At 29.6% G+C, this 22,229-nt stretch carries 25 protein-coding genes; 20 read left to right on the top strand and 5 right to left on the bottom strand.

Features of this window, described 5'->3' with window-relative positions; genetic code table 11:
* Positions 1 to 179 precede the first annotated feature (179 nt).
* The 16 genes from MHN29_RS04860 (at position 180) to MHN29_RS04785 (ending at position 11,550) form a co-directional block, all read left to right on the top strand.
* Positions 180 to 602: a hypothetical protein gene (locus MHN29_RS04860; RefSeq protein ID WP_235274447.1), complete on the top strand. Its 423-nt coding sequence runs from the start codon at positions 180 to 182 to the stop codon at positions 600 to 602.
* 115 nt (positions 603 to 717) lie between these two features.
* Positions 718 to 1,431, top strand: a complete 714-nt coding sequence (locus MHN29_RS04855; protein WP_235274448.1) for a hypothetical protein — start codon at positions 718 to 720, stop codon at positions 1,429 to 1,431.
* 202 nt (positions 1,432 to 1,633) lie between these two features.
* Entirely contained in the window at positions 1,634 to 2,041 is a 408-nt protein-coding gene (locus MHN29_RS04850; protein WP_235274449.1) for a GNAT family N-acetyltransferase, read from the top strand.
* Positions 2,042 to 2,356: 315 nt separating this feature from the next.
* Positions 2,357 to 2,644, top strand: coding sequence for a biotin/lipoyl-containing protein (locus tag MHN29_RS04845; protein ID WP_235274450.1), 288 nt, complete (start codon positions 2,357 to 2,359; stop codon positions 2,642 to 2,644).
* Positions 2,645 to 2,744: 100 nt separating this feature from the next.
* The gene (locus MHN29_RS04840) at positions 2,745 to 3,023 is read left to right on the top strand and encodes a hypothetical protein (protein WP_235274451.1); all 279 of its coding nucleotides are present in this window, start codon (positions 2,745 to 2,747) and stop codon (positions 3,021 to 3,023) included.
* 65 nt (positions 3,024 to 3,088) lie between these two features.
* Positions 3,089 to 3,748 carry a hypothetical protein gene (locus MHN29_RS04835; protein ID WP_235274452.1) on the top strand — a complete coding sequence of 220 codons (660 nt, stop codon included), beginning with the start codon at positions 3,089 to 3,091 and terminating at the stop codon, positions 3,746 to 3,748.
* 94 nt (positions 3,749 to 3,842) lie between these two features.
* Positions 3,843 to 4,289, top strand: a complete 447-nt coding sequence (locus tag MHN29_RS04830) for a hypothetical protein (protein ID WP_235274453.1) — start codon at positions 3,843 to 3,845, stop codon at positions 4,287 to 4,289.
* 60 nt (positions 4,290 to 4,349) lie between these two features.
* Complete coding sequence (locus MHN29_RS04825) at positions 4,350 to 4,835, top strand: hypothetical protein (protein ID WP_235274454.1); 486 nt, start codon at positions 4,350 to 4,352, stop codon at positions 4,833 to 4,835.
* A gap of 44 nt (positions 4,836 to 4,879) precedes the next feature.
* Positions 4,880 to 5,464 (top strand): nucleotidyltransferase family protein, encoded by a 585-nt coding sequence (locus tag MHN29_RS04820; RefSeq protein ID WP_235274455.1) that lies wholly within the window; start codon positions 4,880 to 4,882, stop codon positions 5,462 to 5,464.
* Between the two features lie 142 nt (positions 5,465 to 5,606).
* Positions 5,607 to 6,197, top strand: coding sequence for a DUF6624 domain-containing protein (locus MHN29_RS04815; RefSeq protein ID WP_235274456.1), 591 nt, complete (start codon positions 5,607 to 5,609; stop codon positions 6,195 to 6,197).
* Positions 6,198 to 6,535: 338 nt separating this feature from the next.
* Positions 6,536 to 7,993, top strand: coding sequence for a serine hydrolase domain-containing protein (locus MHN29_RS04810; protein ID WP_235274457.1), 1,458 nt, complete (start codon positions 6,536 to 6,538; stop codon positions 7,991 to 7,993).
* 54 nt (positions 7,994 to 8,047) lie between these two features.
* Positions 8,048 to 8,620 (top strand): hypothetical protein, encoded by a 573-nt coding sequence (locus MHN29_RS04805; protein WP_235274458.1) that lies wholly within the window; start codon positions 8,048 to 8,050, stop codon positions 8,618 to 8,620.
* A 97-nt stretch (positions 8,621 to 8,717) separates the two neighbouring features.
* The gene (locus MHN29_RS04800; RefSeq protein WP_235274459.1) at positions 8,718 to 9,257 is read left to right on the top strand and encodes a hypothetical protein; all 540 of its coding nucleotides are present in this window, start codon (positions 8,718 to 8,720) and stop codon (positions 9,255 to 9,257) included.
* 41 nt (positions 9,258 to 9,298) lie between these two features.
* Positions 9,299 to 9,691 carry a hypothetical protein gene (locus MHN29_RS04795; protein ID WP_235274460.1) on the top strand — a complete coding sequence of 131 codons (393 nt, stop codon included), beginning with the start codon at positions 9,299 to 9,301 and terminating at the stop codon, positions 9,689 to 9,691.
* 167 nt (positions 9,692 to 9,858) lie between these two features.
* Complete coding sequence (locus MHN29_RS04790; protein ID WP_235274461.1) at positions 9,859 to 10,443, top strand: RDD family protein; 585 nt, start codon at positions 9,859 to 9,861, stop codon at positions 10,441 to 10,443.
* 9 nt (positions 10,444 to 10,452) lie between these two features.
* Positions 10,453 to 11,550, top strand: a complete 1,098-nt coding sequence (locus MHN29_RS04785) for a hypothetical protein (protein WP_235274462.1) — start codon at positions 10,453 to 10,455, stop codon at positions 11,548 to 11,550.
* A 313-nt stretch (positions 11,551 to 11,863) separates the two neighbouring features.
* Here the strand turns inward: MHN29_RS04785 and MHN29_RS04780 are convergent, their stop codons facing one another.
* The 5 genes from MHN29_RS04780 to MHN29_RS04760 form a co-directional block, all read right to left on the bottom strand.
* Positions 11,864 to 12,034, bottom strand: a complete 171-nt coding sequence (locus tag MHN29_RS04780; protein WP_235274463.1) for a hypothetical protein — start codon at positions 12,032 to 12,034, stop codon at positions 11,864 to 11,866.
* A 132-nt stretch (positions 12,035 to 12,166) separates the two neighbouring features.
* The gene (locus MHN29_RS04775; protein ID WP_235274464.1) at positions 12,167 to 13,462 is read right to left on the bottom strand and encodes an IPT/TIG domain-containing protein; all 1,296 of its coding nucleotides are present in this window, start codon (positions 13,460 to 13,462) and stop codon (positions 12,167 to 12,169) included.
* Between the two features lie 7 nt (positions 13,463 to 13,469).
* Positions 13,470 to 14,816 carry a hypothetical protein gene (locus tag MHN29_RS04770; RefSeq protein WP_235274465.1) on the bottom strand — a complete coding sequence of 449 codons (1,347 nt, stop codon included), beginning with the start codon at positions 14,814 to 14,816 and terminating at the stop codon, positions 13,470 to 13,472.
* 10 nt (positions 14,817 to 14,826) lie between these two features.
* Complete coding sequence (locus tag MHN29_RS04765; RefSeq protein ID WP_235274466.1) at positions 14,827 to 17,301, bottom strand: hypothetical protein; 2,475 nt, start codon at positions 17,299 to 17,301, stop codon at positions 14,827 to 14,829.
* 95 nt (positions 17,302 to 17,396) lie between these two features.
* Entirely contained in the window at positions 17,397 to 18,050 is a 654-nt protein-coding gene (locus MHN29_RS04760; protein ID WP_235274467.1) for an IPT/TIG domain-containing protein, read from the bottom strand.
* Between the two features lie 670 nt (positions 18,051 to 18,720).
* Between MHN29_RS04760 and MHN29_RS04755 the strand changes: the two genes are divergently transcribed.
* The 4 genes from MHN29_RS04755 to MHN29_RS04740 all read left to right on the top strand — a co-directional run bounded on the left by MHN29_RS04755 (position 18,721) and on the right by MHN29_RS04740 (position 22,070).
* Positions 18,721 to 19,203 (top strand): ubiquinone biosynthesis protein COQ4, encoded by a 483-nt coding sequence (locus MHN29_RS04755; RefSeq protein WP_235274468.1) that lies wholly within the window; start codon positions 18,721 to 18,723, stop codon positions 19,201 to 19,203.
* Positions 19,204 to 19,286: 83 nt separating this feature from the next.
* Entirely contained in the window at positions 19,287 to 19,637 is a 351-nt protein-coding gene (locus MHN29_RS04750; protein WP_235274469.1) for a hypothetical protein, read from the top strand.
* 332 nt (positions 19,638 to 19,969) lie between these two features.
* Positions 19,970 to 21,010, top strand: coding sequence for a PIN domain-containing protein (locus MHN29_RS04745; protein WP_235274470.1), 1,041 nt, complete (start codon positions 19,970 to 19,972; stop codon positions 21,008 to 21,010).
* 208 nt (positions 21,011 to 21,218) lie between these two features.
* The gene (locus tag MHN29_RS04740) at positions 21,219 to 22,070 is read left to right on the top strand and encodes a hypothetical protein (RefSeq protein WP_235274471.1); all 852 of its coding nucleotides are present in this window, start codon (positions 21,219 to 21,221) and stop codon (positions 22,068 to 22,070) included.
* Positions 22,071 to 22,229 lie beyond the last annotated feature (159 nt).

Here is a 22,229-nt window from a genome sequence, read left to right as displayed (position 1 = left end):
GATTTCAAAATAGTTATTGCAAATGCAGAAGCAATGGGAGCAGATGGAAATGGGTTAGCATATTTTTATTTAAACAATTAATCCAACAACCACTTAAAACCAATTATAACAAGAAGTTATACATTTTTCAACGCAACCTTTTTTAAGAAACTGCATCTTATAAAAAACTATAAGACCAAATGAAAAAAATTATAACACTAACGATAATTGGATTGATCATTTTAAGTTGTACAGAAAATAATGAAAACAGGGATAACTGTGATTTCCAAGCCATATTAAACACAGAACAATACCATAACACTCCTACTCAAAATCAAGTAATTATAAATAATCTTGAAATTATTGGTAACTGCTTAAAAATTAATTTTAGTATCAGCGGTTGCCAAGTAAATATTTGGGAAGCTAAACTAGTATCCATAAATGCAGTTTTAGATTCAGCTATACTTCAACGAAATTTAAAACTCTACATAAAAACAGATGGATCATGCAATACACTAATTACTAAAGAATTATCATTCGATATTTCAAACTTGCAAGTAGATGATAATAAAGTGTTATTGAACATCGTAAATGCTCAAAAACAAATTTTATACGAATATTAAAAAAAAGCCATCAAAACAGCATTTCATAACATGAATTCTACAGTTGACTACATCTCTTTTTTTTAAAAAGCTTCACATATTTAATATTGAACTTTTAAATTAAAAAAGTAGTAAAATGAGATTATTCACAGTATTCCTAGTAGTAAGTATCAGTAGTATAGCATTCGGACAAAAGGCAAAAAACAAAGTTTTAACAAGTACAGAGGAAAAGAATTATTGGGAAAAAGCATATAATAAATCAACAAAAGAAAGATTTATTCCAGTGGAATTATTTACAGGAGCTAAATGGGATGGAAAACATAAATTAACACTAAAAAAAGTTGCTATAACAGCCACTTCTTGTCATCCAGTAACAGGAAAACGATGCACTAACTATACTATTACAGGACCTTTTAAAACAGAAAAGAACAACACAAAAATTGAATGGGTAGGTAATAAAATTCCCTATTATCGAAGAATATATAACACCAAACGAGGAGGGAAAGTAGAATCGTTTTTTACCATTAACAATTCAAAAGATGGACTGGTTAGAATTTATGATAAACGAAAACAATGGGGAGAAAGAGCATATGACGGATTAGGAAGTAAATTTCCCCTAGGCTATTGGAAACAAGGAGAAGTACGTACCTATCCATCACGCAGGCCAACAAGAATAGAAATTATAGAATTAGACGGACCTGATCATTGCCTTACTTTTCGATGGACAGTTGGCGAAGGAAAAAAAAGAAATCAAGATAATATCTATACTTTTTGTCCAAACCGTGGTTTTACAGGTTTTCGTCATAAAAACCAACATTTAGATTCAAAAAAACGAAAACCAAAAAATTAGAATAACAACTAACAAATCCTCACTTGCAACACCAACATACATTTAGTACTTTGGACTTACAAAAAAAGAAAAAGGAACATCAACGTTAACTGTAAACACACAAAAGTTCCACATATAAACAAGATAGCAACAAGCTAAAAAACTAATCTCAATAATGAAATTTAGAAAAGCGACAAAAAATGATGTTTCGAAAATTGTGGAAATGATTGCAGATGACGAACTAGGAAAAACAAGAGAAGATTTTCAAACACCATTACCAGCAGAATATCTTAACGCTTTCGAAAATATAAATTCTGACCAAAATCAAGAACTCATTGTTATCGAAAATAAAAACTCTGAAATTATTGGAACCTTACAATTATCTTTTATCCAATATCTGACTTATCGAGGTGGTATTAGAGCACAAATAGAAGCAGTTAGAATTCGAAAAGATCAAAGAAACCTTGGAATAGGAAAAAAAATGTTTGAATGGGCAATTAATAGAGCAAAAGAACGAAATGCTCATTTATTACAACTTACATCGGACAAAAAAAGATCAAAGGCGATTAAATTCTATGAAGATTTAGGCTTTAAAGCTACTCACGAAGGAATGAAAATGCATTTTAAATAAAAAATCTAGGTATCAACAAGGTATAGTTGTAATTGCTACGAATACAACTAAATTCGTTTTCTGAAATAAAAACTTGAAAACAAAAAACACTATATAATAGTTCTTTTATACCAGTTTAAAACATCAATATAAATTGAGTACATTACACTCGTAAAAATTGAAAAAGAAACATCAAAACACAACGCTATACCTACAACAAAATCAATATTATAAATGATAAAATCTCTAATCCGTAAACTATTTCTTTCCAATGAAAACCGAAATACGGTTATAAACGATTTAAAAAGCAATCCAAACTTCAAAACAAAAGAAGAAATGGAGAAAAAGGGAACTACCTCAACCCAAACAGAAACTAAATTAGAAAAAGGAAAAACCCAATCAATCTTCCTACCAAAAATGGGAAACCAAAAAGGGTTCATTTTAACAAAATGGTATGTTAAACCAGGGGATATTGTAAAAAGCGGAGATATAATTTGTGAAATAGAAAACAAGAAGATTACAATGGAATTTGAAACTTTTTATAGTGGAAAAATAGTAAACACCTGCAGACTGAATCAAAAACTAACAAACGGAATCGAAATTGTAAAAATAAAAGTAATATAACCTCCCTTTACAACGCCAACATACATTGAGTACAGTTAGACTTACAAAAGCTGAAAAAAGAAACATCTAGAATTTCCTTATAATTTATTAAAACATATAAATGAATAACAGAGCACATGAAAATAGAAAAATTCGTTTAACAGAACTAAACGAAACACTTTTGAAAGATGTAGATAAAGTGTATGATATTTGGAAAAATTCAGAAAATGAAGAGGTAAAAGAATACTTTTCACAAGTATTATTTACATTAAACAAATTACTTTATGAATTAAATATAGATCTTGAAAATAATATATATACTGATGAAATGATAGAAAAAAGTGAAGAAATATCTGACTTTTTAAAACAAATATTTGATGATTTAAATGAAGAAGAATAAAAACATTTTACAAAAATGTATAAAATTAATTGCTAGTATAACCTACTTACAAAACTATAAATAGAATGAATTGGGAATGGAAAGAAAATAGCATCTTAAGAAGTTATAATGCAAATACACCTTGCAAAGATATATTTAAAGCCGTGTGTAATGAAATTGCAGAATACTATATTCCTAAAGGTTGGAAATATGCGAAATCAAGACCTAAACTAACCTATAATGATAAAAGCCTAAAAATTGAAATTGCTTTTTGGTCAAGTGGAAGTAATATACAAGGGGATTATGTAAATCTTGAAATAATTCCGGCAATTTATTCTTTAGATTTTAAAAAAGAATTAAAATCCAATGGGTATATTCTTGGTTATCCAACTATTTTTTTTGAAAAACTTGAGAATATTCCAAAAGGAATTAAAAGAGTTATTGATTTAAAAGGAAAAACCCACGAATTTGAAGAAGAATACGAAGAAACCAGTGTTTTAAGATATCACAATAATATTAATGTTTATGGAATAAATGAAAGAGATTTTTTGAATATTATTAATTTCATAAATACTAAAATCATCATTTGGAAAGATTTATTAAAAAACGACTATAAAGAATTAGAGAAAAATATTGAACCCTTTAGAAAATCAGATTTTAGAGAATTAAAAACTGGTAATTTTGGAAAATATATTAAATATCAATTTCCTGAAAACTATATTGAATTTGAAAAATTTGAAAATTAGTATAATATATATCCACAATCAAATTCAATTAAATATTGTCTATAAAAAAGAAAAAATAATCGTTAAATAAACATATCGGAAAAGATTATAAAAAATGGATAGGTGTGAAATTTGTGATAACAACCTAGAAAAAATCGAAATGTTTTTTCGAGCAACTATAAAAACTGGAGGGCATATTTATAGTTATAAAGGATGGTGTTCTAAATGTGAAATTTGGTTAACAAAAAAAGTTAAAAAAGGAGAAGAATCAAATTGGAAAACCTCCATAATAAACAGTTCTAAATTAGACCGAGAATTGAATGAAAATGAAGTGCATTTATTATATAAACTTATCTCTGAAAACAATGACTCTCCTTTAGGTAAGGATAAAGATATTGAGCTATGGAATGAATTTATTTCAATGAAAAAACAAACAGATAAAATATTTGAATGCAAAACTAAGCTAATAGGAAATGAATTTAAATGCCGAACATTTGTACTTAAAAGAAATAGTTTTTTAATTGGAAACTTTTTTATCTTTTTTAAAGTTAATGCTACCTAAATCTATAACAACAATCATTACGAATTCAACTAAACTCAATCTTGGGAATAAAAAAAGTTCATGAAAATACTATTTGAAAATAAAAGAAATAAAATCACCTTCAAAACTATTATTAGGAATCTATTTATAAAAATTCCAATTTTAATCCTCATAACTAGTCTATTTAAAAGTTTACTAAGCTGGGAAAAACCTGAAATTTCAGAAATATTACTCTTATTTTTAATATTTAATATTATCGTATTAATTCAAACTCTTATACACAATTATAAAAATCATTTAGAGAGTATAACTTTGGATTATGAAGAAAATAAGCTAATACTTAAGTACATTAAACTATCCAAAAATAGCACAGAAACAGTTATAAAATTAAACCAAATAAAAGTATCAGAAATAAAGCACATGCCTATTTCTTGGTTTTCATTCACTAATTACTTCTGGGTTTCAGATATTAAATCTAAAATCAAAATTTCAACTGCTGGACATGGTAATAAAGAAATAGAACTAGATGAAATTCATAAAGAATTAAGCAACATACAACATAAGTAATTATCTATTCTCACTATACTCTCCCTTTACACCATCAACATACATTGAATACATTAAACACACAGAAAAATAAATTGCTAAAAGAAAAGCTAATTTCACTAATAATAGATTGTCCCGAAATAGTAGAAACAATAGAGGCTTGTACAAAATATGGATTAAAAGATTATTATGTTGCAGGAGGAGCAATAACACAAATAATTTGGAATAATTTAAACGGAGAATCAACACTTAAAAATGTAAAAGATTTTGATATCATATACTATTCAAGTAACGAAAAAAGGGAGCAATCTAAAGTCCATCAATTAGAAATAAAAAAATTAATAAGTCATAAATTCCCTCTCGATATAACCAATCAAGCATATGTTCATGAATGGTATCCAGAAAAGTTCGGAAATAAAATAAAACCATTTAACAATACAGAAGATGGAATACAAACTTGGCTTTCAGCATTTGCAATTGGAATTCGAAAAACAAAAGAGTACCAAATATATGCACCATACGGATTGAAGGATGCTTTTAATATGCTTGTAAAACCAAATAAACTCACAATGAGTGAGAATAATTATATTAAAATGACCAATAGTTTTAAAAAGAGGTGGGAAAATATACAAATAGAACCTTGGAAATAAAAAACAAGGTATAGAAAAACAACCAGCCAATAAGTCTTTTAAAAAGACAAACTGTCTTAGAATTTTACTTGGCTCAGTTATTGAAAACCGATTTTACACAAGTCATAACAAAAACGTTATTATCTATATAAAATCAAAAAAAATGAAAAAGAGAAAAGTATTCCTGAGCATATTTACTGTTTTAATAGTAGCAATTTCAACATTTCTATTTATAAATAAAGACAAATTTGTCTATGTAGGTTCAGTAGAGGTTATAGAAGTAGACTGCAATAAAAAACAACAAATCTTGAGCGAAGTATATGAAAGCGATCAAAGGATTAGGAAATCAAATGATCTCATTAAGTACGCTAAAGAAGATCATAGAAATCAAGAATTAGTAATAAGCATTATTGAAAAATGTGGAATGCCAACATTAAAGGAGGTATCTCAAAAACAAATGAATGCTATCTGGTTAGGACTACAACATAGTAATAAAAAAATCAGAAAAAAGTATTTTCCACAAATAGAAAAAGCGGTAGAAAATGGAGACTTATCCAAACAGCAATACGCTTTAATGAAAGATAGAATGTTAATGGATGAAGGCAAACCACAAATATATGGTTCACAAATAAAGAATGGTAAATTATATAAATTAGAAAATCCAGAAACAGTAAACGAAAGAAGAAAAGAAATGGGAATGAAACCAATAGAGGGTTATTTAAAGTATTTCGATATTCAACCCAACTCAAATTAAAAATATAGATTATCGTATAATATAAAAAGTATGTAGAGTAGTGCCAATAGGAATAATATCAATATTACTATTGGCACTATTAGTATTTATATACAAAAACATATAACAACACCTCCCATAACCAATTATTCTACCTCACTTGCAAATCCAATTCACATTGAGTAAATTAGACACGCAAAAATTGAAAAAGGAATTCTAAAAAAACAACGCTATATCCTTAAAATTTAATATTTATCTATAAATTATGAGTACTTAAAAACCTCCTCATAATCAAGTGAATTAGATAAATGCTAAGGAACAAATTCCTCTTATAAACAAATTAGACACAATTGAGAAAAATGAAGTATAAACTTTTAACTTTAGTTCTTTTATTAATGTTCTGTGGGTGTAAATCTTCACAGAAGATAATAAAACAAACTAACCAAGACAAAGACTTAATAAACTATCTATTTCAAGATTATATCGGAGAAAAACCAAGTGCAAGTTTTATTGTTATAAAAAATGGTAAAATAAAGCATTGCCAAAGTTTTGGATATGCTAATTTAGAGAATCAAACCCTTGCCAATTGCGAAACTAATTACAGAATTGCATCAGTAACAAAACAGTTTACTGCAATGGGAATTTTAATATTAATAAATCAAGGGAAATTAAATTACGATTCTAAACTAACTGAAATAATACCAGAATTTCCAGATTATGGAAAAGAAATAACTATTAAAAACCTAATGTTGCATAGGTCAGGTTTACAGTCTTATAATAGATTATATCCAAAAGATTGGAAAAAACAGCTTGTTGATAAAGACGTGCTTAATCTTTTAATAAAACAAGATAGCCTTTTGTTTCCTACTAATTCTAAATTCAAATATAGTAATTCTGGATATGCTGTTTTGGCTACAATTATAGAAAGAGTTTCTGGTAAAAGTTTTAAAGAATTTATGGATGAAGAAGTTTTTGAAAAATTAGGAATGACTAATACTACTGTGTACTTAAAGGATTTAAAGATTAAAAATCGTGCATACGGATATAAATTCATAAAAAACAAATACGAAAACAAAGACCAAACAAAATATACAGCCATTCAAGGAGATGGAGGAATTTATTCATCTGTAAGTGATTATGCTAAATGGGATAAAATTTTATATAACGAAACTCTTGTGAGTAAGGAACTGTTAAATGATGCATTTTCAAATTGGAATGAAAATGGAAAAACTAATGGAAAAGGCTATGGGTTTGGCTGGCAAATTGACGAAAAAAACGGTAAAAAGTATTTACTTCATGGTGGTTCCACATCAGGATTCCTTAATACTGTTTTACGAATTCCTTCTGAAAAAATTACAGTGGCAATTTTCACTAATAACGGAAGTAAAGGTGGTCTAAAAAGAAAAGCTTTGTATTTAGCAAGTTACTTTTCTGATGGTAAAATTCCTTTCCCAGCCTATTTCTTAATTAAAAAAGATATTGAGGAAAATGGAATAAATAATATAACAGCTAAGTTTAATCAACTTAAAAACGATAGTACTAAATATGACATTGAAAAAGAAGATTTACGTGCTTTGGGCTTTAGTTATTTCAAAAAAGAACCAGAAAAATCACTTAAAATATTCGAATTAATTAAAATGGAATTTCCAGATTTTTATGGAGGTTATTTTGGATTAGCTCAATACTATGCCTATAAAACTGAAGGGAATAATGAAAAAGCAGTTGAATATTATAAAAAAGCAATTGAATTAACACCACATAAAAAACAACGCTTAATTAATTATTCTAAGAAAATGATTAAAAAACTAAGTAAATAAAACAGTGCCTAACAGTGTATGTAATAATAGCTAAATCAATTCAAAGAACATAAAATGAATAAATTCACAGTTTTTTTACTACTCATAGCAATAGTAATCAATTCCTGTAAAAATTCTGAAAAGGGATTTGACAAATTGGAAATTGCTAAAAAATATTATAACGCTCTTGATAAATCAAATGTTTCTGAAATCGAAATTTTGCTTACCGATAGCCTATTAATAAAGGAAACCGAATATGATTATGAGCAAACATTTTCTAAAAAAGAATACATCAAATGGTTAAAATGGGATTCTGTGTTTGAACCAACTTACAAAATCCTCGAAATAAAACAAGAAAATAAAACTGTAAAAGCTAAAATTTCAAAAACAGATAAAAGAATCTATTTCCTTCATAAAGAGCCAATTGTCAGCAAACAAATCATCTATTTCGATAATAATAAAATAACAAGTATTGAAACGGCAAAAAATGTGATTTTCAACGATTCCATTTTTGTTAAAAATCGAGATAAACTTTTGAACTGGATTGACAAAAATCATCCAGAATTGAATGGGTTTATTCACGACCAAACAGAAACTGGTGGAATAAAATACTTAAAAGCAATTGAACTCTATCAAAATAAAAAATAACGTGTTACAACAATGTATTAGTTAGAAAATGGCAATACCAAAAAAGAGCATAACAAATGTAAAAACGCATTTTACATTAACCTTCATAATTAATTAAATGAAATTGAAAGTTTATATATTATTTTGTTTTTTAGCATCTTCTATTTGTAATGCCCAAGTCAACGCTGTTTTTAAAAACTTTAAAGAATGTAATGGCTATTTCATAAAAGACTCCATTACGATATTTGATAACCTTAGAAATTTTACTTTAAAATTACCTGAAAAATGGAAGGGAAAATTAGAAGGCGATCTTAATCACTTACGTGCTTACAAAACACCATATTCTTCTGTATCTTCCATATTTAGATTAACAGGAGGATCTGCCTATGATGTTCAAGGCAACGATATTGAACTTAAAAAGAAAGATCCAAATTTCGTAGGGATAGATTATATTGAAAATCAAGAAATCGTAATTTTAAAACACCCAAAAGGAACGTATAAAGAGAAATTACTTCACAAGTATACATTTCATTTTGAAACTAAAAACAACCCTTGGGTTTGGATGTTTTATTTAGTTACAGATAGAAAACCAAATAAAAGAGACATTTGTGAAATTAAATATATCATAAAACAATACATACAAGGACTTAAAAACTAATTACAACAATACCTAAACAGCATTAAACGTAGCTTAACCAAATGAAATTCAAACTTACTTACATTTTAATTTTATTCTCATTTTTCAGCTGTAAAAACAATCCAATCTGTACTATTGATAAAAATAATGCTGGAAAAGAAATCTACGACTTAGATGAAGCAAGTTGCTTCATTGCATTGAAACTACAAAAGAAAAAGTCCGATTTGAATTTAATTCGCGATGCTTTGATTGCAGAAGAGAACTATATGTCTAAAATCAGACTACTATCCAAAAATCCGAATTCAGAAAATAAATCAAATGTCAATTTAGATATAAATGAACTTGTAAAATATGCTATACATAAGGAAAAAATAAACTTAACAAAAGACCATTTATTCGAAATATATAATGTTGAAATTGAATATTTAAAGTTTATTGGAGTTTTAGATAAATAGAAAATTACACTAATATATTTACTATTATTATATATTCGACTATACATAAACTCCACTTGTAAAACCAACACACATTGAGTACATTACACTCGCTAAAATTGAAAAAGAAACATTAAAAATACAGCTATGCTAACATAAATAAGTTAGCTCAATTCAGAACAAACCATATGGAAAACGAATTTGCAAAAGTAATGTCTGAGAGAACAGACAATGAATTAATTAAGATTGTAACTGTTGAAAGAGAAAAATATAACCCCATTGCAATTGAAGCTGCAGATGCAGAAGTTGAAAAACGAGGTATCGATACTTCAGGTTTTGAAAAAATAAGACAAAAAGCAGCAATAGAAAGAAAACAAAAAGAAAAAATTGATTCAAATGTTGTTGGTTCAGAAATTCGATTTCTGAATTTTTTAATAGATCTTATCGCATGGTTAATCGTAACATTTATTACCGGTTTTATAGTTAGTCTTTTTATCCAATTAACTAATTTTTTAATTGTCAACCTTTTAATCTTAGGGACTTTTATTGCTTATTATGCTCTAATGGAAATAAAATTCCAAAAAACAATTGGAAAGTTTATAACCAAAACAAAAGTGGTAAAAACAGATGGTAAAAAACCAATTGATGAAGATATAATAGTTAGAACTTTTTGCCGACTAATTCCATTTGACAGAATTTCTTTTCTATTTCAAAAAAATGGATTTCACGATCTTTTATCAAAAACAAAAGTTGTTAAAGATAGCTTAGAATAAAATTTTAACATGAAAAAACTAACATCAATAATAGTTTTTTGCTTTATATCAGCAATATCATTTTCACAAAACGCTAAGTACAAAAAAGGATTAAAATATTTTGACTCAATGAAGTTTATAAAATCCTTTAAAATCATGCAACCTTATGCAGATTCGGGCGACAAAACAGCTCAATTTATAGTTGGATATTGTTATTATAATAAAGAGTTAGAAATAAAGAATGACTCCTTAGCCGAACAATATTTAATTAAATCGGCAAACCAAAAGTTTGGTAGAGCAATGGGATTATTATCTGTTATATACTTTCAAAAGAGTATAACCACTCCAAAATATAAAGTAAATGCTTTGGTTTGGGCTGAAATTGCTGCAGCTTACGATCCAATTCAAAAAGGAACTACTACTAGACATTTAATTAAGGCTTATATGTCTTCTGAGGAATTACAATTAGCTAAGCAACTACTAGAAAAAAAGAAGCAAACATTTAACAAAATAAACCTTGAAGAATTTAAGGCTTCTATTCCTAGTATGAGGAATAAAAAATCCAAAAGATCTAAGATTCCTAAGAATAAGTTAGGACTAATGGAAGATCCTTATAGAGATTGGGTATCAAGGTGGAAATATGAACAATTTGAATGTTATACTCTATACTATACAAAGTCCATAGACGCATCAATAATCAATGCAACAATATCAGCTATTCAATCAACTAAAGAATTTGAATTATCGTCATTATATAGAGGAAAACAAACTAAAAATTTAAAGTTATCAGCTAAAGAAAAGAGTTACATTATAAAAGAACTAAGTGCATTATTAAACCACGAATGGCAAGAACATTTATTTCCTTACTCTAGCCGCCTTGATAGTCCGCAAGAAATTCAAAATGCATTCAACCGAACTGAAAAACTAGGAACAGAAAAGGAAAAAAATATGTGCGCTATTGTTTATACTTTTTCAAAACCAATTATTCTAAGAAACGGTACACTAGCTCTTTTTCTAGACCAAAAAAGATATAGAACAAACTACACACAACTAAATTTTAGCTTTTACTCGCTCGAAAACAATCGATGGAAAGAATTAGCGGTCGTGTATAAGTATTATGAAAATTGAAAATAATACAAGGCACAAAATTCTCATATAAACAAGTTATAAAATATTATCGCTGAACATAAAATTAAATAAATGAACATACTACAAAAAATAGCTAGAAAAATTATAAAACGATCATTTTGACCTTTCTGTTTCAACAATCGAATTCTTTAGTAAAATAGAACTTTAGGGAAAGAAATAGCGAATTGCCTTGATAAGCATAATCTCACTTTAGTTCCTAAATATGAAAGTCACGATTTAAAACACGTTTTACTTAATTATCAAACGACAACATAGCCAAAATTCAACTTCAGCTATGATGTCGTCTTTTTAATTAGACGTGTACTGTCTTTACCTCATAATGGGACTTATTTAAATTGTCATGTGGATATTTCTCTTTATAATTCTCTAAAGCTCTTGCTTTTGCAATTTTTTGCGTTGTACCTTCCATCCAATCGGATTGATGACCAGACCCATTATCGTTTACTAATTTAGCTTCGTACATAATAATTATTTTTTTTCCTACTCTCTTTAAAATAGGCTTTTCGGATTTCGCCTTAGTATTTAAAAACTAACTGTGCTAGTCAGTCGAATATTCAGTTTTGATATCATTACAATTATTAAATAATTTAATTTCTCAGCTTGCTACAAACAAAAACTCACAAGTACCTAATAAAATAGCAGCTTTAGTTATTGCCAACTCAGAATTTTCGTGGTGAGCCATGGTATACGATTGAATTACATGTTCTTCTTCTGCATACAATCCTGGTGCAGAAGGTTCTTGATAATAATTCACGTCAAGAGCCGTTTTTCTAGCAAAAGTATTCCCATGTCCTGTTGGCATTGAAACAGTTATCTTCACATTAATCAAAGATTCTCCTACTCCTCCATTTGCCTGACCATCTATTTTTATACCATTAAACGTTACTCCGTTTGTATTGCTCCATGTTTGTTGGTTTGTATAAGGCGCTCTTGAATCACTAATGTAAACTTTTACAATAGTTCCTGCTGGATAATTCCCTGTTCCTCCTGCTGGTGTCACCGTTAGGTAAAACTTAGACGCGTTATTATTGTTGTTACCAATCGTTGTATTAAATGTAGCCTCTGGTTTATTTACAGCTTCAAAAGCCATGTTTCGTTGGCTTACATTCGGATTGCTTTTTACCCAAAGAGCCATGGCTCCATTATTTTCAAAACTAGTAGGTTTAGGAAACGTCATATTCTGTTCGCTAGCAATTGCAATCATACAAAAATGTCCTCCAGTTGGAATCCCAGTAAAGTTAAAAGGTAATGGAGTGAATCCTATCTCATTGGGCTGAATTGATATTGCTCCTTCAGCTCCCATAAACTCTCCATTTTGGGTTGGTGAAACTATCTGAGACCACACCTCTGGTGTTAGAAATAAACTTACTGGAGAATAAAATAATTGTACAGAGCCTCCAGTAGGATTCTCCCCTAAATTTTTTACTCGAACATAAAAATTATTGTCTTCAGAATTCTTAAAAGGCTTATGCAAATATTCTGCATATTTAGAATTCACATCATTAAATGTCAAGGTATCTTGTCCGTAACAAATGATATCGGGTGATATCCAATGAGCTCCTGAAGAATGTCCTCCAGTATCATTTAAATTATCTCTAATAAGTAATGGAGAAGCTACATAGGTAAATTGCTCTGGTTGTGATTCTGCTCCATTGGCTGCAGTTACAATGACATCTACTGCACCTAGAGATACAACAGAAGGAGCAATCACGGTAAACTCTCCTTCAGCTTGATTTACTTCAAGTGTTTGTTTGCCAAACTGTACTTCTGTTACATATTCAAAATTAGATCCTTCAATTGTAATTTGAGTTCCTGCTGTAGCAGATGATGGACTTATGGAAAGAATCTTAGGAGTTCCTTCTACACTAGTCTTTTGTAGTATTCTTGTCATGATGTGATTAGTTTTGGTTATTAACTTTGTTGATAGCATCAGTTATCCATTCTCCATTTGTTGTACTAGACCAAGGATAATTCAAAGTGTTTTGGTAATAGCTAGTAATAGCATTTGCGAGATCTGGAAATTCGTATATTTTGTTCATTGAAATGGCTAGAAGATATACATTGGCTTGAGTCATATCTCTTAAAAAAGTAAACATATCTCCTGCATTTGTAACAGCTTGTGTTGCATTATGATGCTGTTTTTGATTCCTCATAAAGCTCTTTAGAGGAGGTAGTACCGTTACCTGAACTTGCACCTGATCTGTCCAAACAGCTTTATTTGATTTCGATGGAGGCTTACTTCCATCTGGTAATTTATAAGCAGTCAACGTATAAACCTGAGTTAAACTTGGAGAAAACTTTTTACCAATTTGCTCTGGAAATATCTTTGTCTGTAATGGGTCTAGAGAAGTCAAGGTTGTTACTATATAATTTTCTAAATACGTAAGTTCTACATAATTTGCATTAGGAGCATTCCAAGACAAGGTTATTTGAGTTCCAGGGTCTATACAAGGTTGGTCAACTTTAAAGTACTGTATTCCATTACTCGATGCATTAATACCTGTTAATTTAGATCCATCACCTATAAAGCTTTGTGCCTGAATTGCATTCTTCGGTAATTTAATATCTCCGCTTAATTCACTAGAAGGAATGCTGGTTAACCCAGATGCACTACCCGTAAAACTTTGTGCTGTAATCGTATTATCTGGAAAGTTAATATCACCTGCTTCTAAAGCACTGATAGGGATATTAGTCAACGCTGACCCATCTCCTGAAAACTTTGCTGCAGCAATGGTTCCGTTAACATCTAAAATTTCTGATGGATTGTTTGTTCCTACACCTACTTTACCATTAGGATCAATATAGAATTGTGAGCTACCTTTACTAGATTGAACCGATAAAGCGCTAAAAATCTTGCTTACAGATTGATTGCTAATAGGCACAGCTGGAGTTGTTAATGTTGTAAATGTTTTTGCAGATGGAATACTGGCTACAACATATGAATTACCAACAATTTCTAAGGTATCACCTACTGATATTTGATCCATTGTGAATTCTGCTGAAACTGTAAAAGTTGTCCCATTTGAAGAGATAGTTCCTTTTAAAGACTTGGATGGTTTTGTTTTAATAGAAACTTTACTAATGGGAGCATCATCACCAAACCCAACATTTTGATCGGAGGAAACCGTAATGTTATCATCAGTTTGGTTGATTCCCGAGTCAATAAAATTATCAAAATCTTCTTGAGTAGGCTTAGAACCTGTAGTAAAGTATCCTTGTAATATAGATCGTGATTGCTTGCTCATAATTTTTGTATTAATGAATGATAAATGTGCTACCTATGGCCATATGTCCAATACCTAATTGTAATTGCTTAGTAGAAGATGTATACACTTCACTAGAGATATAATTAGCCGCTGTAGCTTTTACACTAATTTGATAACTACTTAAATCTGCTGCTGAACCACTTAATTGAAAAGAACCTGCCAATTGTTGGTTATTTGTTTGTGATAAAGTTTGTTTTTCCACCATAGTTCCATTCTCTGCATCGATCAATTTGATGTCATAGTTTTCAGCATTAGACACACCTTTAAAAGAGAAATTAATCTTATTTTCATCTGTATTTAAAGAAGATTTAAAACTTGTTATTTCATCTAATTGAGTAATTCTGATGGTTGCCTGTGGACTATCATTATTTAACCCCGGATACGCTATGGCGATTACTTTACAGGAATATGGAGGAGCCGCTGTTACGTTCTTTTGTGGCATGTCAGGAGGAATCTTAAAATAAGTCTTAGTATTCCCAGAAGCTGCAGGTGGTACAATTACTACCTTTGCTAAATTTTTACCACTATATAAAATTGCTTGATAATAGCAAGCTCCCTGAATAGGAGGCCAACTTACCTCCCATTGTTTCTGATTAGGATGTGATGGCTTAACAAATGGATAGTTACTCGAAAGAGTAGGCTTTGGTAATGGTTGAATATTGGGTGCAGAATTACCATGTGATCCTGATGAATGCCCGCCATTATGATGTCCATGACCTCCGCCTCCACCAGAAGAACAACCTCCCAATCCTGTAGCAACCATAGTTCCTACAACCGCTGCAACATCTCCAACAATGGCAATAGGTTCTCCAGCTATTTCTAATTCATCTCCAGCTACTTCAAAAAAATCTTTCAACTGATCTTGAGTACTCGGCTGGTCTCCATCACCTCCATCATTATCATCACCTTCTTCTTTTTTGTCACAAACATTTTCTATTTGTTTTTTCAGTTCTTTTACTCCCACAAATACGGCTAAAAACTTAATAAGTGCAGCTCTTTCATTTAGTAGTTGAGATACAATTTTTTTTACCTTTTTATTGATAAGCTGTATTGCCTCTGTTTTAATGGTACTAAAGCTGAAACTCGTAGGAATAGGAATTAAAACATTAAGTGTTGGTAATGGAACAGAACAAATTACAATATCATTAGACTTTTGTGTAGCATTGATAGTCTCTGTAGGAGGTGTAGATGTTAATATACTATAGGTTCCGTTAAGAGTAATTTTTAATTGAGTAGTATTACCTGATAATGAAGTACCCAATGTTGGAATAATTGTAAAAGAAGTTTTGAAAGTGGGAGCATTTTTTTTTGCGGCTAATTTTAATTTCTTTCTTACGCTATTCTTAACTGAGCCACATTCATGGTTATTTATATGCTTTATGGCTTTGAGAAAATCTTTTAAGGTAAGCAATCCTTTCGATACAAAAGCTGGCCAATTAGTCACTTGAAGTCCTTTAGCCTTAGAGTAACTAACATCTAAACTAGGGTTTGTTATCGTACCTATTTTATTCGGATACGCTAACTTCCCGGTAAATTTGATGTTTCCTTTTTTATCTTTAGAAACAGTCATCCCCGCATTACCACATTTCAAGCCTAAAAACTCAAATCCGCATGCCAATCCTAAGGTAGGTGAGCTACTCTTTAAATTTGTTCTAAGAGTTGGGCCTCCTGTATACATGGGGTTGGCTCCAGTTAATTTTAAGATTTTACTATCTATAAAAGGTATTGCTTTATCAAAGGTTCCTTTAATAGCCACATCTCTATCAGTATTTACATTAACATCTACAGCAGGAAATGTAATCCCTGCTAATTCTAAAGTAACATTTGACGCAACATTCAATCCTGATTTAGCAGTAAGATCAGAAGGTAGTAATGAAGTCTGACTAGCCGTTTGTCCTTTTTCTAAATAATAGATTTGATTGTTGGCAAAGGATATATTGAAAAAATTACTAGGTAGGTTCAAACCAAAATGAGATGAGACCTCTGCCCAACTCAAACTAGGAATTTTATCTACTAAAATAAATACAGGTGAAGTATCTTTAAAGTAACAGTTAACGTTTACTTCCTGTCCTGCCACTTTTACTTTACCAAAAGCTTGGAGCGTATTGGTTCCTTTTTCAGCCATCTTATGCGCTAAGGTAAACCCAAGATTTTCAATCTTCAATCCAAGATTAACGCCAAACGGTTTAGGCCATGAAACACTAGAAGTTCCACTAAAACTAAATGATGTCTCTGGTTTAAGCTTTCCGGTTACATTTTCAAAGCTAATTGCTGGAAACTTAGATGAACTACTTTTACTTAAAGATTTATTTAAAATCGCCTTTACCAGTTTACTTGCCGTTAGTGTTTCACTTCCGTCCCATTTGGAAATAATGATCCATTGCTTGTTTTTCCATTCACCTGTACAGTGGAATGTAACACCTGCAAGAGTTAAGTTTGACTTAGAAGAGATAATAACAGACATAGGATTTTAATTAATTAAGTACACCAATGTATAGTAGCTGTTTTGGAAAAACAGCCACTATTTATTAAAAATTAATAGACGATGCTTTGTCTTATTTAAGGAGTATAGGTAAAACTGTTTGCACTAGATGGTGTAGCGCTACTACTACCGTGAGAACTAGTAACAATTACAGTAACTGTTTCTGCCTGAATTACCTTAGGGGATATAAGCGTTACACTCGTCGGAGATTTCTTGGTAATATCACTCTCTTCAACCGCAACAGTTCCAAACTTAGCACTGGTAATATTCTCTAAGTTAGTACCATGTACTACAACTTGAGTTCCTCCTGCTACCGAACCTTTAGTAGTTCCTAAACTAGTAATTGTAGGAGCATCAGATTCATTATAATTAACCGAGAATCCAACATCTTCTAATGAAATTGGAAAAGCGGCTCCAAAAGGCTGCCATCCCGTAGTACCAAAATCAATATCAACGCTTATATCAAAAGTTTGTCCGACTTTAAAATTCAACTCCTCAATTTTAATCGCTGGATTGTTTTGAGCATTAACCCCTGGGAAAGAAATGTGGGTATCCAATTGTTTGTTTAAAAATGACAATAAAGCTTCTATTTTAATAGTGGGCGGTGCTCCTGTTAAAGAAAATTCTGGATTTGAAGTATTCAAATTTGTACTTTTCATTTTTACAGAGGTATCTTGGTCGATACTCAAAGATGCATGACCCTGTACTGTTGTATTAGTTGCTGTGCTCATAATATTTAAATTTAAGTGATTATTTTATTTTTGATTACGTTACAAATAGTAGAAATACCTCGTAGTAATGAACTGATGAAATTACCTATACACTATGTATTCCATATCATCTAACAATTCAAATATGAAAAATTAATTACCTGAATTTCAAAAGAATGTCATAAGAGCTTAAATCCTATACATAAGCCAACTAATTCTCGGAATAAGAGAAAAAAGAATATAACAAAATAGCGGTTTTGTGCTTTAATACAAATTTTGCATCTTTATCAAAGTTTAGTAATAATTCAAAAGAATTGAGAGTTTAAATTTCGTTACTACGATGAAACGGAACCATGAAAATACTTTAAAACTAAAAAAATTGTTAACCCAAATACTATTAAAAGACACTATTGAATTTAACGGAACAATATCCGATTTAAAAGAAAAAATATTGTTTAAAAATTTAAAAACTATATCAATAGAATAGAGTAATTATAATAATTTACAACACTAAATTTACTTCTAACACTAACAAATATTGAGTACATTAGGCTCGCAAAAATTGAAAAAGAAATCTTCCTAAATAATTGCTCTATTTGTCAAAAATTAGCAAGAAAGCCTAAAGCAAAACAGTGTAGACTTTGTGGAAATAAATGGTTTGACTCTTACGTTAATTTAAAAAGTTAAATAAATGAACATACTACAAAAAATAGCTAGAAAAATTATAAAACAATCATTTGACCTTTCAGTTTCAACAATCGAATTCTTTAGTAAAATGGAACCTTATAAAGAAAAGGTTTCTGAATTAAGAAAACTTGAAAATGGAACTTTAGGGAAAGAAATAGCGAATTGCCTTGATAAGCATAATCTCACTTTAGTTCCTAAATACGAAAGTCACGATTTAAAACACGTTTTACTTAATTATCAAATGACAGTAGAAGATGAAATAAGAATGCAAGCTTTTATGGTAGGAAATGGAAATTACTCCATTCCTTCTTTTACTATTTTGATTTTTGGAGCAATTCTACTTCCAGACTTGTGGCTAACTTTATACTCGGACTTTAAAAAAGGAAGAAAATCCATCGGAATTTCAGAATGGAATATAGAAAATTATGCTAATCGAAATCTTATTGAATTAAGAGCTCAATTTGACTTTAATCAAGTCATCAAGTAGTTAGATTAAATCTTACTTAAGTAACCGAATAAAGAAATGATTTGAATCTCAAAAACTAGAAAAAGAAAAAATAAATTAATGAAATGGACATAGACAAACTAAAAAAAGAATATCTAAATCTTACTAAAACCTGTGTAGAAGTAGATTATTCTGATAAAAAATCTGTGAATAGAAATAATTCTGCAGTTGCAAGAATGTATGAGATTATAAATTTATTTTCGGAAAAAAATAACAAAACTGAAATTCTAAACTTTGCAGAACTTCTTACCGTTAAGGAAAATAAAACTAACCTTTGGGTTGCAACTCAAATGCTGGAAAAATTGAAAGTTGATAATAAAACTGAACAAATTGCATTGAAAATAATTAAAAAAGCTGCTAATGGAAATGGGGCTGAAGCAATGGGGTTTCAAAGTTGGCTAACTGAATATAAATAGAATAAAAATGTTCCTTAACATTATATAATCAATACAAAAAACATATCCCTCCAACCCCACTTGCAACACTAACACACTTTTAGTACATTAGACACGCAAAAATTGTGAAAGCAATAGTCCCCTATTCCTTTTATTTTTTTAAATACGAAGTAATAACATTCTTAACGGATACCCGTAAAGGAATACTATATGTTATACCTACATTTAGCACATAGTAATTATATATAAGCTGAATATGAGTACCTAAAAGTTCCACATAGCCAGCCATAATAGATAAATAATAGGAACTTAGTTCCGCATATAAATAAGTTACCACACATTTGAATTAACCTATGGATATAATTTTTATAGATACTTCTATTTTTGAATCAAACAATTTTCTCGAAAGCAAAAGGATAAAGGAAGTTTATAAACTCGCAGAAAGAGGAGATATAAAAATTGTACTTCCCGAATTGACGTATGACGAAATTGTAAACAGAATTTTTAAAAACATTCTAGAGGCAAGCCTAAAATTTAAAAAGTATCGAAATGATACAAGGACTTTAAGAAATGTTGATTCTCTTTCTGACAAATTTGAACCATTTGATAATGAAGAGGTACAAAAAGAATTTGTTGAAAAATTAAAAAGTCAATTCGATAAATCTAACATCGAAATTGTTGACTACCCAACTTTAAATATTAAAGATATTTTTCGAAGTTATTTTGAAAAAAGATTCCCTTTCGGTTCAGGTGGTAAGAAAAGTGAATTCCCAGATGCATTTGCCTTAAAATCAATTGAACTTTGGGCAGAAGAAAATAATGTAAAAGTATTAGCTTTTTCCAAAGACAAGGATATGCTAAACTACAGTAGCACACATTTAGAAATAATTGAAGATTTTGAATTATGGCTAAGTGATAAAATAAAGGAAATAGAGGGGAAATATCATCAAAAGCGTTTAGATGAAATTGAAGACTTCATTAAGAATAAATCTAATGGAATTCAACAAGATGTTGCGAATTGGGTTAATGACCAACTCGATGACTACACAAAATATTACGAATACTCGAACTATTTAGAAGTACACGATTTATCAATTGTTGAAGTAAAAACTGACATAGAGGATTACAACATAACTAATGTTTCGGAAGATTACATATCTGTTGAGTTAAAAATGTATGTTAATTATAAAGTAGAAATTATCATTGACGATGAAGACTATATGATTAAAGATTATGATACTAAAGAGTGGCTTTTTATGGATACAAAACCATTATTAATAGATGAGATTCGTTATATAGATATTGAGATTGTATTTGAAACTGAACCAGATGATGAGACAATATATGAACCAGAAATAGAAACATTCAATAACGGAAAAAACTTGAATGTGTAAAAAAAACTTGTGGTAACACGGTGTATAAAACATAGCTAATAAGTACTAAACCGCAAGGTTTTAGTTTATTTGCAAAGACCGCCAAATTTTTAATTTGGTTTTAAGAAAAGAAAATTAAAACAAAATATAAAAATTTGGCTCAGTGCTAATTCCAAAATGTAGTATCTTTTTACACGCTACGATTTTATACACTAGCCGTTAGAACAATATGAATCAACAATTAATATTCATAATACTATTTTTCCTTCTTTTAAGCTGTAAACAGAATACAACTAACCAATCGCAATCAGTAAAAACTGAATTGCAAACAGACCTTATATCAGAAGAAAAAGAAATTAAAGAACCAATAACAACAGTTGAATCCAAAATTGAAAGATGGTTTGAACCAACTAAATTAGATACAATTTTACATTTTGATAATTCTTATTCAATAATATTAAAGAATACTGATTCGATATCAATCACAGAATATTTTCTTGAAGTTGAAGTTTTGGATTCTTTAACTACGCTTCATAATAATAGCCATCGAACTGCTTTAGAAATTGAAAAATATCTTTTAAACATTAATAAAGAATTCGCAAAAAAAGATTCTACTGGGCTTCACTTAAAAATGACTAATAATAAATGGAAACTTATTTCATTAGACCCAAATACAGACGAGACAGATAACACCTTTGAACATTATTTTAAAAATTTCGGTTTCTATTCTGTTCGTACCCAATGGGGAGAAGGAAATGGATATAAATTAATTAATGACACCAGCGGAGAAACCACAAACTTATTTGGTAGGCCATATTTTTCGGAAAATGGAGAATTCTTAATCTCTGTAAACTCAGATATTGAAGCAGGTTACAGTAATAATGGTTTTCAGTTATTTAAAAATATTAATGGAAAGTTAAAAAGTATAGGAAGTTATAAACCTAATGGTTGGGGACCCTTTTCTGCTAAATGGACTGATAATTCTACTATAATTTTGAAAAACAAAACTATAGAGTTTAAAAACGAAGAAATGAATTATTTAAACTTTTATTCTCAATTAAAAATAAACAATAGCAATTAATATCACATATATAAATCATTAACTTTCAATAAAATAAAACCACAAAAACAAAAAATACAACCGTTTATTACATAAAACCTACCGTTTGTTCATTAGCCTTAGTAAAAGGCAAAGAATACAGCTAAATTAAAAGCAGTATTAACACAAGTAAGTCAAAAT

This window comes from Tenacibaculum sp. Cn5-46, from assembly GCF_022347705.1.
Taxonomy (GTDB): domain Bacteria; phylum Bacteroidota; class Bacteroidia; order Flavobacteriales; family Flavobacteriaceae; genus Polaribacter; species Polaribacter aiptasiae.
This window is presented reverse-complemented; position numbering and strand designations above follow the sequence as displayed.